The sequence below is a fragment of the Pseudoalteromonas sp. P1-11 genome, assembly GCF_001399995.1.
Taxonomy (GTDB): Bacteria; Pseudomonadota; Gammaproteobacteria; order Enterobacterales; family Alteromonadaceae; genus Pseudoalteromonas; species Pseudoalteromonas atlantica.
The window spans coordinates 487,981-501,864 of sequence record NZ_LJSP01000002.1 but is presented as its reverse complement, the minus strand read 5'-3'; the positions used below and the strand labels follow the sequence as shown (position 1 = coordinate 501,864).

The following is a 13,884-nucleotide window of genomic DNA, read 5'->3' as shown; positions in this document are numbered from 1 at the left end:
TATGTTAGATTTTTTTTGGAATCTTGGCTCGTTTATTTTAGCGCTGGGCATTTTAGTTGCTATTCATGAATATGGGCACTTTTGGGTGGCCCGTAAAATGGGTGTTAAAGTGCTGCGCTTTTCGATTGGTTTTGGTAAACCGCTTTTAAAGTGGCACGATAAATACAATACAGAATACGTAATTGCCGCTATTCCGCTGGGTGGCTACGTTAAAATGCTTGATGAACGCGTGGATGAAGTGCCTGAGAATGAGCGCCATTTGTCATTTAACGCTAAATCGGTTCAGGCCCGTATAGCCATAGTGGCAGCCGGCCCGCTGGCTAATTTTTTATTTGCTATTGTAGCGCTGGCGGCTATGTACATGGTGGGCGTGCAATCGGTAAAACCTGTAGTGGGGAGTATTACCGAAGGTAGCAGAGCAGAGCAGGCGGGTATTATGCCCTCTGAACAAATTATTAAAATTGGTGATGACACAATTGCCACCTGGCAAGATGCAACCTTTGCACTTATGTCGAGCTTAGGTGAGCAAAGCGTGCCCGTAGTAGTGCGTAACGAAAACTACCAAGAGCAAACAAAAATGCTTAACGTAGAGGGTTGGAAGCTCGATCAACAAGACGTGCCGCCACTGAGTTCGTTGGGTATTGTACCGTTTAGACCGCAAGCCACATTAACCATTGCGGCTATTACTAAAAATTCAGCAGCCGAACTGGCTAATTTGCAGGTTAACGATACGATTATCGCTGTAAATGGTGAAACAATAAGCGATTGGCAGCAATTAGTTAATCTTATTACGCAATCGGCTAACAAATCTTTACAATTTAGTGTAAAAAGACAAGATAGTATAAATAGCGTAACAGTAACGCCTAAATCGCGCATTAATGAGCACGGTATTGAACAAGGTTTTTTAGGTGTTGCGCCGGTTGTTCAACCTTGGCCTGAGGGCTATGTTGAAACCCGAAGCTTTGGTCCGCTTGATAGTATTGCTCGTGGTACCCAAGAGACCTGGCGCCTTATAACGCTTAGCTTTGACATGATTGGTAATTTAATTACAGGTCAGGTTTCGGTTAAAAATTTAAGTGGCCCTGTGGGCATTGCAGTTGGTGCAGGAACTAGCGTAAGCTACGGGCTAGTCGCCTTTTTAAGCTTTTTAGCGCTAATAAGCGTTAACTTGGGTGTATTTAATTTATTACCTCTGCCAGTGCTTGATGGTGGACACTTAATGTATTACATAATTGAACTTTTCCGTAAAAAGCCGGTCTCTGAAAAGACACAAGAATTTGGTTTTAAAGTGGGCGCCTTGCTGCTCATATTTTTAACATGTTTCGCTTTGTTCAATGATGTATCGCGTTTGTAGTTACAGCGTGACAATTACTAATTAGAACACGATTGTAAGCATCACTAATTATTAGTTTTGATGTTAAGCGGTAATACAGTTGTAAAGGATAAAGATAATAAAATGGCTATAAAAAAACATTTGGCAGTTTCAAGTTTATTGGGTGCAAGTTTTGCAGCCCTGGGCCAAAACTCCTTTATTGTTGAAGATTTAAAAATTGAAGGTTTGCAACGTGTAGCACTTGGTGCAGCACTAACGCATGTTCCTATCAATGTGGGCGATAACGTTGATGACTATACGATTTCAAAAACAATAAAGTCACTTTATCGCTCAGGTCACTTTGACAACATCAAAGCGTTACGCGATGGTAATAACGTTATTTTTAAAGTGACTGAGCGTCCTACTATTAGCTTTATTGAGTTTGAAGGCAATAAAGATATAAAAGACGAGCAGCTTAACGAATCACTCGATCAGCAAGATATTCGCCAAGGTGAACCGCTTGATAAAACCGTTATCGATAATATCGAAAAAGGGTTGGTTGAGTTTTTCCACAGTATTGGTAAATACAATGCCACCGTTGATATTAGCGTAACTAAGCTGCCACGTAACCGTGTAAAGCTTAAGCTAGAATTTGACGAAGGCGAAGCCGCCTCTATTCGTCAAATCAACTTAGTGGGTAACGAATTATTCTCTAACGAAGAGCTTTTAAAGCTTGCTGAATCGCAACAAGATTTACCGTGGTGGCAGTTTATGGGTAGCGACCGTTACCAAAAACAAACCATTGAAGGCGATTTAGAAAAAATTCGCAGCTTTTACTTAGACCGCGGTTACTTACGTTTTAATATCGACTCTACGCAAGTATCAGTAAGTCCTGAGCGCGAATCTGTGTATGTAACTGCTAACTTAACAGAAGGTGTTAAGTACACAGTTAAAGGTTTTGACTTTATCGGTGATTTACTTGGCCGAGAAGAGCTAATCAAAAGCGTTATCCCGCTTCGCGCCGGCGAGCTTTACAATGGCTCAGTGGTGACCTCATCTGAAGAATTTATCAAAAGCTACTTAGCGCGCTTTGGTTATGCCAATGCCGAAGTACGCACAATTCCAGAAATTGATGATGAAAAACAAGAAGTGCAACTTACGCTGTCGGTAAATCCGGGCAAGCGTGTGTACGTACGTCGTATCATCGTTGGTGGTAACCAAAATACCGCTGATGAAGTACTTCGCCGCGAAATGACACAACTTGAAGGTGCATGGTTATCTAATCAAAACCTTGAGCGCTCAAAGCTGCAAATTCAACGTTTACCGTACATGGAAACTGTTGATTTTAACGTAGTACCAGTACCGGGTGTAGATGACCAAGTAGACGTAGACTTTACAGTAAAAGAGCAATCGGCCGGTAGCTTTAACGCGGGCTTAGCGTATGGCTCATACGCAGGGCTTCAGTTTAATATTGGTGTGACCGAATCTAACTTTTTAGGTACGGGTAATCAAATTGGCTTAAACTTAAATACCTCTACTGGTTCTGAAAGCATTAGCTTGTCGTACACCGACCCTTACTTTACGCCAGATGGTGTATCGCAAGGCAGCAGTATTTTTTACAACAACTACGATGCCAGTAAATTTAGCTTAGTAGATTATAAATCAACAAGTTACGGTATTGGTACCAATATTGGTTTCCCAATTGATGCGGTAAACCGTGTTAACTTTGGCGTACGTTGGATTCAAGAAGAACTTTCAGAGATTGCCGAGTACGAACAAACACGCGTACTACGCGAAACCTTCTTAGATGAAGAAAACCCAGATGCTGGCTTTGACTTTACTAAATATGAGCTAAGTGTTGGTTGGTCGCGTATCACAGTTAACCGTGGTTTATTCCCAACAGCGGGTTCGCGCCAAACATTAAATTTAACAGCCACAACGCCTAACTCTGATCTTCAGTATTTTAAACTGAACTACGATTCGCGTTTTTACTGGCCAATATCGAATGACCACCGTTGGGTGTTCTCAACACGTGCAGCGCTAGGTTACGGTAATGGTTATGGCTCAACAAACGGTTATGAGCAAACACTGCCATTCCAAGAGTACTTCCGTATAACAGAAATGGAACTACGTGGCTTTGACCGTAATACAATATTACCGCGTGCGGTATCACGTGTTCCTTTATCAATCCCTGGTACGCCAGGTGCTGATGGTACTACAACAGGTAGCATTGGTGGCTCTGATGAGTTTGATATCTTAGTACCACAAGGGCGTATTGGTGGTAATGCAAAAGCGGTTGCAGGTATGGAGCTAATTGTACCTACGCCGTTCTTAGATGAAGAAAACACCAGTTCTGTACGTACCAGTTTCTTTGTAGATGCTGCCAACGTATGGGATACTGAATTTAACGTTGACCGTTTCCAAAACTTAGCGCCAGATGAGCGTGCTAAGTTAGATGACTACTCTGATCCAATGCGCTTTAGGGTATCAACCGGTTTATCTTTACAATGGATCTCTCCAATGGGTCCAATGCTGATTAGTTTTGCGTATCCATTGCAAAAAGAAGAAGATGACGATACAAAGACCATCAGCTTTAATATTAGTAACACTTTCTAAAGGAGTTTTTTGTGAAAAAATTATTTAAATCAACAGCAGTAGCCGTGTTAGCAACATTGATGATGGGCACCTCTGCAAGTGCATTTGCCCACAAAGTAGGCATTGTTGATATGCAAGAGATCTACAAGCAAATTCCTCAAATGGCTAAAATTGAGCAGTCTTTACAAACTGAGTTTGCTGAGCGTCGTCAAGAGCTTGAAAAACTACAAGGCGACATTCGCTTTGAAGCAGAAAAATTTAAGCGTGAAAGCACTACAATGAGCCAAGCTCAAAAAGATGCACTACGTGATAAAATCCAAGGCATGCAACAAAACCTTGCTGAAAAAGGTCGTCCTTTAGAGCAAGAAATCAAAGCACGTCAAAACCAAGAGCTTGCTAAAGTTCAGGGTTTAATTATTAAAACAATTGAAGAAATTGCTAAAGATGGCGACTTCGATGAAGTTAAAGTTAAAGACACTACTATTTACTTTAACCCTAAAGAAGTAACTGATCTTTCAAGCAAAGTTGTATCAGCAGTTAGTAAGAAATAATCACTCTATGCAAAATTATACGCTTTCGCACATTGCGGAACTTCTAGGCGCCGAACTTCAAGGTGATGGCGCTTTAGAAATTACAAAAATAGCTACACTTGCAAATGCCCGTTCTGGGCATATTGCATTTTTAGCGAACTCAAAATATCGTACGCAGCTTGAAACCACACAAGCCAGCGCAGTGATTCTTAGTGAAGCCGATGCACCGTATTTTAGTGGCGCAAAAATCATTGTTGGAAATCCGTATGTGAGCTACGCAAAGCTTGCACAATTTATGGATACAACCCCGCAAGCGGCGCAGCAAGGTATACACGCTAGTGCGACTATTCACCCAAGTGCAACGGTTAGCACAAGTGCTGCTATTGGCGCAAATGTAGTTATAGAAGCCGGTGCTGTGATTGGTGATAACGCACAAATTGGTCCGAACAGTTTCATCGGTGAACGTGTTAAAATAGGTTCTGGCACAAAGCTTTGGCCGAGTGTGACTATTTATCACGATGTTGAAATTGGCGCTGATTGTTTATTTCAAGCAAACAGTGTGGTTGGCAGTGACGGATTTGGCTATGCAAACGAGCGCGGGCAGTGGGTTAAAATTCCTCAGCTAGGCTCTGTGATTATCGGCGACAAGGTTGAAGTGGGCGCAAGCACTACAATTGACCGTGGCGCACTCGATAACACGATTATTCATAGTAATGTGATCATCGATAACCAATGTCAAATAGCACACAACGTTGAAGTTAACTCGGGTACTGCAATTGCAGGCTGTACTGTACTAGCAGGTAGTGTAACCATTGGTAAAAACTGCCAAATAGGTGGCATGACCGCAATTAATGGTCACATGTCAGTATGTGATGGTGTTATAATTACCGGCATGAGTATGGTGACTAAATCGATCACCGAGCCGGGTATTTACTCATCTGGTATGCCCCATACAACAAATAAAGAATGGCGTAAATCAATTGCCCACTTGCGTAATCTTTCAGACATGAAATCACGTCTTAAAGCGCTTGAAGCATTGGCTAAGTCATAACGTTGAACACTAATAAGGATGCTATTTTGGCAAACGAATTAAATAGCCTTGATATTCAAGAAATTTTAAGTTTATTACCACACCGCTACCCGATGCTTTTAATTGATCGTGTAATTGACTTTACGCCTGGCGAGTCACTGCATGCGATTAAAAATGTATCGGTTAACGAGCCTATTTTTACTGGCCACTTTCCAAATCAGCCAATTTTCCCTGGTGTGCTAATATTAGAAGCCATGGCGCAAGCCACCGGTTTATTAGGATTTAAAACAGTAGAAAACCGTAGCGATAACGAGCTTTACTTATTTGCTGCAGTCGATAACGCACGTTTTAAACAGCCAGTTATACCGGGCGATACACTGCATTTGCATGTAGAGTTTTTAAAAGAGCGTCGCAATATATGGAAATTTGCCGCTGAAGCAAGAGTCGACGGCAAGGTTGTATGTAGTGCCGAAATTATGTGTGCGAGAAGAGAGTTTTAATAGTGATCCATTCTACAGCAATAATCGAACCTGGCGCTAAACTAGGCAACAATGTCTCAGTTGGTCCATATAGCTATATTGGCAATGATGTTGTGATCGGTGATGACTGTATTATTGAGTCTCACGTTGTTATTAAAGGGCCATCTACTATTGGCTCTGGCAATCATATTTTTCAATTTGCGTCAGTAGGCGAAGCCTGTCAAGACAAAAAATATAACAACGAACCAACCACTCTTATTATGGGCGATAACAACGTTATACGTGAGTGTGCAACTATTCACCGTGGTACTATTCAAGACCAAGGTGTTACTAAAATTGGTAGCAATAACTTATTTATGGCGTATACCCACGTTGCTCACGATGCTGTAATTGGTAATAACGTTATATTTGCTAATAACGCAAGCGTTGCAGGCCACGTGCATGTAGGCGATTGGGTTATTTTAGGTGGTAACTCAGGTGTGCATCAATTTTGTAAAATTGGTGATCACGCATTTATTGGCATGTACTCAGGTGTTAATAAAGACGTACCGCCATTTGTAACCACCATTGGTATGCCAGCAGGTCCTGCTGCGACCAATAAAGAAGGTATGAAGCGTCGTGGCTTTGAAAGCGACGAAATTATGGCCGTACGCCGTGCTTATAAAGCGTTTTATCGTAAGAGCTTAAGTGTAGACGAAGCAATTGCCTCACTAAGTGAAGATGCCGCTAAGTATCCTGCAGTACAAACCATGATTGATTTTGTGAAAAGCTCTGAGCGCGGTATCGTAAGATAAGCGCCTTATGCTTTTAAAAAAAACCACCTAAGAGTAATCGCCGGTGGTTTTTTATTGCCTATAAAATATTTTAATTCAGTACACACTCAGCCACGTAAGGTTAACCTTTGCGCGAATTTTTATAATTAAAGCGCATCTATGTCTTTTACTAAGTTAATTTTTACCCTCAGTTTTTTATCAATTTTAGCTGCGTGTAGCAGCCAACCTATAGTCACCTCTGCTAATGGCGAGCGTACGCAATTAGGTAAAGCCTCTTATTACGCTAATAAATACCATGGTCGCACAACAGCAAACGGCGAAACATTTAGTCAAAACGCATCCACTGCTGCGCATTTAGAATTACCCTTTGGTACAAAAGTGAAGGTTACAAACTTGGCAAATAACAAATCGGTGATCGTGAGAATAAACGATAGAGGCCCGTACGTTAGAGGGCGGGTTATTGATTTATCGTTAGGTATGTTTAAAAAAATTGCCGACCCTAAAGTCGGCGTTATAGATGTATCAATCAGCGTTTTAAATGATTAACTTGATCTCTGGATAATATATCTATCTCAAGCAGCTATTTTTAGCGCTAACTGCGTTGAATTTTCTTGCAATAGGCTAGCTATCGACGCGTAAATTCGCCTTGTTTCCACTTAAAATTTCTAGCTAGAGAAAAGCAGGATTAAGTTTCATTAATATTCAGTTGGGTAGTAAATCTCTTAACCAGAGTTCAAGTTATTTAAAACCGAGTCGTTAAGGCAACATAATCGGTATATGTTTCGCTAAGCTCTTTATGAGTGCCTTGCGCTACAAGGCTGCCATTTTCTAGCCAAATAATGTTATCCATTTGCGCTAAAAGAGCAGGGTCGTGGGTAATGGTAAGTACGCTTGCGTTACTCATTACCTGCATAATAGCGCTCATTACCGTTTGCTTAGATTGGTTATCAAGCCCTTCAGTAGGCTCATCAAGGACTAAAATGGCTGGGTTTTGTAATAAAGCTTGCGCAATGGCTATGCGCCTTGATTGGCCCTGAGAAACACTTCTCCCCCCTGTGCCTAAACGAGTTTTTAAACCATCTTGTAGCTCATTAAGCCAAGGTTTTAGCTGTGCAAGGTTAATGGCTTCAAGCATTTCTTCTTTTGTGGCGCTTGGCTTTGCATAGCGTAAGTTTTCACTTAATGTGCCATCAAAAATATGATGCTGCTGCGCGAGTATATTAATAACGCTTGCGCGGGTGTTGCTGCTTAGTGCGTGGAGTTCTTCTGCGTTATTTTCATCGCTTAGCCTAATACTGCCTTGCTGCACTGGCCATAAACCGGTAAGTAAATTAACTAAGGTGCTTTTACCACTGCCGCTTCTGCCTACAATCGCTACTTTTTGCTGTGCTTTAAGGGTAAAGCTGATATTAGTTAAAGCACTGTGCTCCTGATATTTATAGCCAATGTTATTAAGCGCCAAAGTTGTATTGTTTTTATCAAACTGCATCTCAACTAACTCAGCGCTATTAGCTTCTTGCGCTGTGACTTTACCTTCCAGTGTAAATAGTCGCTCAGCGGCTTTGAGTACAGTGGGCAGCTCTATAAATGCATTAGGCAACAGTAATACAGTTTCAAAGCTTGCCAATACAAATAGGCTTAACATAGCAAGCTCAACATTTACCATAGCGCCGCTGTAAACCAAAGGCACAATAGTGACTATGGCGCCAAGCATAGCTAGCTGCACAACCAGCAAACTTAAACCGTCGCTATTTGCGAGTGCTTTATGGCGACTATAAAGTTGTTGGTTATATTGCTCGTTTAGTTCATTACATTTTGAAATTTGCCCAGCACGTGCCTGATAAATACTCAGCTCTCTAAGGCCGGTTAGGGTGTCAGAAAGCTCTGCTCTAAGTTGTGCACTGAGCTGTGTTTCTTTATGGCTATTTTTATTTAATTTAGCACTTAACAGCGCAGGTAAAACAATACCAATTAATAAAATGCCAGTAAAACAAATAAGTGCAACGTTTGCATTATAGGCCGCCATAAACACCATAATTATGGGCACACTCAACAGCGCTACCAGCATTGGCAGTAATATGTTTAAGTAAAACTTATCAAGCGCATCCACATCATTTTGTAAGCGGTTAACTAAATCGGCGCTGCGGCTCATTGCTAAATCTACATTGTTTAGCTTACTTAGCGTGGCAAACATATTAACGCGTATTTCACTAAGCAATAAAAACGTCGCGTTATGTGTTACTAAGCGCTCACCATAGCGTGATGCAGTTCGTACAATCGCTAAAAATCGAATGGTTCCTGCAGGTGTAAAATAATTCATTTGTACGCCTGCGATACCCGCTGCCGCCATTGAGGCTAAAAACCACCCCGATATAGCTAATAAGCCCACGTTTGCAAGTACCGTTAGCGTTGCTAAAAAAGTACCCAGTAGCATGGCTTTATAATGCGGGCGGCAAAGCTTTAATAGCCTAATAAAATTAGTCATTGTTTGCTCCTTGCGCTTGTAAATTAAGGAGTGATTTAAATGCGCCTTGTTGCTGCTCAAGTTGGCTGTAAGTACCTTGCTGTGCTATTTCGCCATTTTGCATAACCAGGATATTGCTTGCGTTTTTCACCGTATTTAGGCGGTGGGCAATGACCAACACTAAGTGGTTTTTAGCGTAATTATTTATAGCCTGCTGAATAAGCTGCTCGGTTTGGCTATCAAGGTGGGCTGTCGGTTCGTCAAGCACTAAAATAGGCGCTTGTTTTAAAAACGCCCGTGCAAGGGCTATACGCTGCTTTTGGCCGCCAGAGAGCCCTTCACCTTGCTCACCTATTAGGGTGTCGAACCCATTCTCTAATGTGTTTATAAAATCTAAGGCGCCCGCTTGGTGTGCGGCTTGCTCAAGCTCTAGTTGCGTAGCGGCTGGCTTGGCTATTTTTATGTTATCGCTAATGCTTTGATAAAAAAGCGTTGGGGTTTGGGGGATCCACGCAATTGCGTTTTGTAATGTACTTATGCTTGTAGCATCAAGTGGTTTATTATTAATGCTTATTTGTTCAATCACCTGCGGATGAAACCCTAATAAACAATCAAATAAAGTACTTTTGCCTGAGCCACTAGCACCTACTACTGCCACTAGCCCTTTAGCGGGTAGCGTAAGGTTTATATTTTTTATGCCTTCGTTACTGTTTGGGTAGGTAAAGTTTAAGTTGTTTATGTTTATTGAGCTTATCTGCTCCTCAAACTTTGTTTCATGTTGCTGTGAGTGCTCAGGAAGTGAGGCATTTAAAATAGTGACCATATCGGCCGCAGCGCTTATACCTTGCAAGCGGGCATGGTAGTGGCTGCCTAATTGGCGCAGGGGTAAGTAAAATTCTGGGGCAAGTAGTAAAACAACAAAGCCGGTTGCAAAATCAAGCGTGCCAAAAAACAGTCTAAAACCAATGATTACCGCCACCAGCGCCACACTAATTGTGGCTAAAAATTCCAGCGCAAATGATGATAAAAAGGCAATTTTTAAAACTCCGAGTGTAGCGTGCCTAAAGTCATCAGAAATTTTGGCTATTTGTTTTAGCTCTTTTTGCGTTGCGTTAAACAATTTAAGTTGTGTTAAACCTTGTACGCGGTCAAAAAAGTAATTACCTAATACGGCCAGTTGCTGCCATCTTTTTTGATTTAACGCCTCGGCCTTTGAGCCCACCAAAATCATAAAAAACGGAATAAGCGGGGCGGTTAATAAAAATATTAAACCTGCTTTATAGTCGGTTGGAAAAATAACCACCAAGATTGCCAGTGGAATAAGCGCGCTATAAGCAACGCCAGGCAAGTATTTAGCGTAGTAGTCGTGCAGTGCTTCAACGCCATCGTGCACGGTGTTGAGCGTTGCTCCTTGGCCGTGTTGTTCAATATAACTTGGGCCAAGTTGCGTTAATTTGGTTAATAAGGTTTGGCGCATAGCCGACTTTATTTTAAGTGCCGCATAAGCACTGAGCCTTTCACTGATAGCTAAAAACAGGGCTCTGAGTAAAATAATACCCGCAAGTGGCCAAAGAAAGTGGGTTACTTGGCTAAGGCTTGCACCTTCAAACATTACGTTATGAATAGTTTGTGCCAGTAAATAGGCGCCTGCAATCATTAAAATAGCGTTAAATGTGCCCAGTGCAATACTTAACTTTAACCATGCACCCGCAGGCTTACTTTGCCGCTTTAAAAAAGCGCGCAGAGATTGCTGCTGCGCGCGATTTGGTCGGGGATTAGTCGTCATCTTTTGTGTTGTTAGCTTCGTTTAGTAAATCGTGCATCGGTTGTTCATCATCAGCTATGCTGTTTTTATTTTGATGAAACTCGTACCACATTACATTTATAACACCTAAGGTACAGGCTAAAAGTACACCTAAAATCCAAGCGAAATACCACATAATTTAGTCTCCTTAGTAGCTACCGTGCGTGTTGTTTTCAATTTCGTCTACCGTTACTCTGCGCCACATTTTTACGTAACACCAGGTGGTGTAGGCCAAAATTAACGGAATAAATATAACAACAGCAACAAACATAATATTAAGCGTTCTGTGGCTCGACACCGCATCCCAAATAGTTAAGCTAATATCTGGGTTATTAACAGATGGCATAATAAATGGGAACAGCGACACACCCGCCGTCATAATAACGCCAATTAACATAATGCTGGTTGAAATAAGCCCTAGCGCTGGCTTGTTTAGTTTAGAGAACAGTAAAGCACTGAGTGCCATAACAAAGCCTAAAATAGGGAAAGTCATTGTCCATGGGCGCTCGCTATAATTATTAAGCCACGCACCTTGCGCTGTGCTTACAACTTTTGCCAACGGATCTGCATGACTTTGCGTATCTGGCATAGAAACAATTTGGTAGCCATTTATGTTTGCTACCCAAAAACCCGCAGCCGCAAACAGTACAATAAATACCACTAATGCGTAGCGGCCATATTGCGCTGAGCGCTCTGCAACGGCATCTGCTGTGCGCAGTTGTAGCCACATGCCAGCATGGGCAATTAACATGGTGATACTAATTAAACCTGCCAGTAGGCCAAATGGGTTGAGCAAGCCAAAAAACGAGCCTTGGTAACTTACACGCAGTAAGTTATCAATATTAAACGGTACACCTAAAAATAGGTTACCAAATGCCACACCAAATACTAAAGCCGGAATGGCGCTGCCTGCAAACAAACCCCAATCCCAGTTATTACGCCAGCGTTTAGAGTCTATTTTTGAGCGGTAATCAAAACCTAAAGGTCTAAAAAATAACGCAAACAATACCAGCATCATGGCAAAGTAAAAGCCCGAAAATGCGGCGGCATACACCATAGGCCACGCTGCAAATAAAGCGCCGCCTGCGGTAATAAACCATACTTGGTTACCGTCCCAGTGGGCGCCAATGGTGTTGATTACCGTGCGGCGCTCTGAGTCTGTTTTACCAACTAGGCGAAGCAGCATCGCTACGCCCATATCCATGCCATCGGTAATTGCAAAGCCTATTAGCAGTACGCCAATGAGCAACCACCACAGCATTTTTAATGTTTCATAATCAAAAATCATAATTGCTCTCCTGCGTCTTTATCTGCTTTGTTTGGTAACTCAAAGTGATACTTACCTGTATGTAACGAGCTTGGGCCTTGTTTAATAAAGCGCACCATTAACCAACCTTCTACAATGGCAAGGCCAGTGTAAAAAATAATAAACCCAGTTAAGCTAATTAAAATATCGTTTACCGTCAGTGACGAGGTGGCTAAAAAGGTCGGTAATATTTCTGATATAGCCCAAGGCTGGCGACCATATTCAGCAACGATCCAACCAAATTCTATTGCAATCCATGGTAGTGGAATACTTAATACTGCAGCCCACAGTAGCCAACGTTTTTGCTCAATGATACGGTGTGCGTTGTAATAAAATGCCAATACAAACACGGCCAGCATAGCTACACCACAGGCCACCATAATCCTAAATGACCAAAACATAGGCCCCACTTTAGGGAACGAGTCTTTAACTGCCATTTGAATGTGCTCCTCTGTGGCATCTACCACATTGGGGGTATAGCGCTTAAGCAGCAAGCCATAACCTAAATCGGCTTTAAGAGAATCAAATTTAGCTATGTTTTCTTCGCTGTCATCGCCATTTCTTAGCTTTTGGAGGTATTCGTACGCTATCATGCCGTTACGAATGCGTACCTCGTGTTTTTTCTCTAAATCAGAAATACCAATAACTTGCTCATCTAAAGAGCGGGTAGCAATAATACCCAGTGCGTAAGGTATTTTTACTGCTGCATGAGTTACCTGCTCATCTGAGTCAGGAAAACCAAGCGCGGTAAACGCAGCAGGGGCCTCTTCTGTATGCCACTCAGCTTCTATTGTTGCTAGTTTTACTTTTTGAACTTCGCCTACTTCGTAGCCTGATTCGTCACCTAATAAAATAACACACAATATGGATGCTAAACCAAAGCCCGATGCCACCGAGAACGAGCGCTTAGCAAAGGCTAAATCACGACCTTTTAATATGTACCAACTACTAATGCCCAGTACAAACATAGAAGCGGCTACGTAACCTGCCGATACCGTATGAATAAACTTAACCTGCGCTACAGGGTTAAATACAAGCTCTGCAAAGCTGGTCATTTCCATGCGCATGGTTTGATAGTTAAACTCTGCCCCTACAGGGTTTTGCATCCACCCGTTAGCAATTAATATCCACAGCGCCGACATATTAGTACCTAGCGCCATTAAAAATGTAGCGCCCAAATGTTGGCGCTTAGTTAACCTATCCCAGCCTAAAAAGAACATACCCACAAAGGTCGACTCTAAAAAGAACGCCATTAAGCCTTCAATAGCGAGCGGGGCGCCAAATACATCGCCTACGTAATGCGAGTAATAAGACCAGTTAGTACCAAACTCAAACTCCATGGTCAGGCCCGTTGCCACCCCAATAGCAAAGTTAATACCAAACAATTTTCCCCAAAACTTAGTCATATCACGATAAATTTCGCGACCGGTCATAACATAAACCGATTCCATAATAACTAAAATCCAGGTCATACCTATGGTTAAAGGCACGAATAAGAAATGGAAGAGTGCGGTAACAGCAAACTGCAATCGCGATAGATCCACAAAGGTTTCATCTATCATTTTTGGCTCCTTGAGGGTGACGGGTTAAC

12 protein-coding genes are annotated in these 13,884 nt (G+C 42.0%); 7 read left to right on the top strand and 5 right to left on the bottom strand.

The features are described 5' to 3' along the window. Position 1: 1 nt before the first annotated feature. The 7 genes from rseP to AN390_RS04915 all read left to right on the top strand — a co-directional run bounded on the left by rseP (position 2) and on the right by AN390_RS04915 (position 7,265). Positions 2–1,354 carry a sigma E protease regulator RseP gene (gene rseP / locus AN390_RS04945; protein ID WP_004586925.1) on the top strand — a complete coding sequence of 451 codons (1,353 nt, stop codon included), beginning with the start codon at positions 2–4 and terminating at the stop codon, positions 1,352–1,354. Positions 1,355–1,456: 102 nt separating this feature from the next. Further along, positions 1,457–3,928 (top strand): outer membrane protein assembly factor BamA, encoded by a 2,472-nt coding sequence (gene bamA / locus AN390_RS04940; RefSeq protein WP_054983479.1) that lies wholly within the window; start codon positions 1,457–1,459, stop codon positions 3,926–3,928. Positions 3,929–3,939: 11 nt separating this feature from the next. Continuing rightward, a complete protein-coding gene (locus AN390_RS04935; RefSeq protein WP_004586927.1) occupies positions 3,940–4,458 on the top strand; it encodes an OmpH family outer membrane protein in 519 nt (172 codons plus the stop codon). Between the two features lie 7 nt (positions 4,459–4,465). Beyond that, positions 4,466–5,488 (top strand): UDP-3-O-(3-hydroxymyristoyl)glucosamine N-acyltransferase, encoded by a 1,023-nt coding sequence (gene lpxD / locus AN390_RS04930; RefSeq protein WP_024033816.1) that lies wholly within the window; start codon positions 4,466–4,468, stop codon positions 5,486–5,488. Between the two features lie 26 nt (positions 5,489–5,514). Beyond that, complete coding sequence (gene fabZ, locus AN390_RS04925; RefSeq protein WP_055253107.1) at positions 5,515–5,967, top strand: 3-hydroxyacyl-ACP dehydratase FabZ; 453 nt, start codon at positions 5,515–5,517, stop codon at positions 5,965–5,967. Between the two features lie 2 nt (positions 5,968–5,969). Beyond that, a complete protein-coding gene (gene lpxA, locus AN390_RS04920) occupies positions 5,970–6,740 on the top strand; it encodes an acyl-ACP--UDP-N-acetylglucosamine O-acyltransferase (protein ID WP_029773689.1) in 771 nt (256 codons plus the stop codon). Between the two features lie 138 nt (positions 6,741–6,878). Next, positions 6,879–7,265, top strand: coding sequence for a septal ring lytic transglycosylase RlpA family protein (locus AN390_RS04915; RefSeq protein ID WP_024033818.1), 387 nt, complete (start codon positions 6,879–6,881; stop codon positions 7,263–7,265). Positions 7,266–7,461: 196 nt separating this feature from the next. Here the strand turns inward: AN390_RS04915 and cydC are convergent, their stop codons facing one another. From cydC to AN390_RS04890, 5 genes are read right to left on the bottom strand one after another with little or no spacing between them, the layout of a single operon-like run. Beyond that, on the bottom strand, positions 7,462–9,204 hold the full coding sequence (cydC, locus tag AN390_RS04910) for a thiol reductant ABC exporter subunit CydC (RefSeq protein ID WP_055253106.1): 1,743 nt from the start codon (positions 9,202–9,204) through the stop codon (positions 7,462–7,464). Continuing rightward, positions 9,197–10,969 (bottom strand): thiol reductant ABC exporter subunit CydD, encoded by a 1,773-nt coding sequence (gene cydD / locus AN390_RS04905; protein ID WP_055253105.1) that lies wholly within the window; start codon positions 10,967–10,969, stop codon positions 9,197–9,199. Before cydD ends, cydC begins: the two co-directional genes overlap by 8 nt. Continuing rightward, positions 10,959–11,123: a cytochrome bd-I oxidase subunit CydX gene (gene cydX / locus AN390_RS04900; RefSeq protein WP_004586934.1), complete on the bottom strand. Its 165-nt coding sequence runs from the start codon at positions 11,121–11,123 to the stop codon at positions 10,959–10,961. Before cydX ends, cydD begins: the two co-directional genes overlap by 11 nt. A 12-nt stretch (positions 11,124–11,135) precedes the next feature. Continuing rightward, on the bottom strand, positions 11,136–12,275 hold the full coding sequence (gene cydB, locus AN390_RS04895) for a cytochrome d ubiquinol oxidase subunit II (protein ID WP_024033821.1): 1,140 nt from the start codon (positions 12,273–12,275) through the stop codon (positions 11,136–11,138). Then, a complete protein-coding gene (locus AN390_RS04890) occupies positions 12,272–13,855 on the bottom strand; it encodes a cytochrome ubiquinol oxidase subunit I (RefSeq protein ID WP_004586936.1) in 1,584 nt (527 codons plus the stop codon). Before AN390_RS04890 ends, cydB begins: the two co-directional genes overlap by 4 nt. Positions 13,856–13,884: the final 29 nt, after the last annotated feature.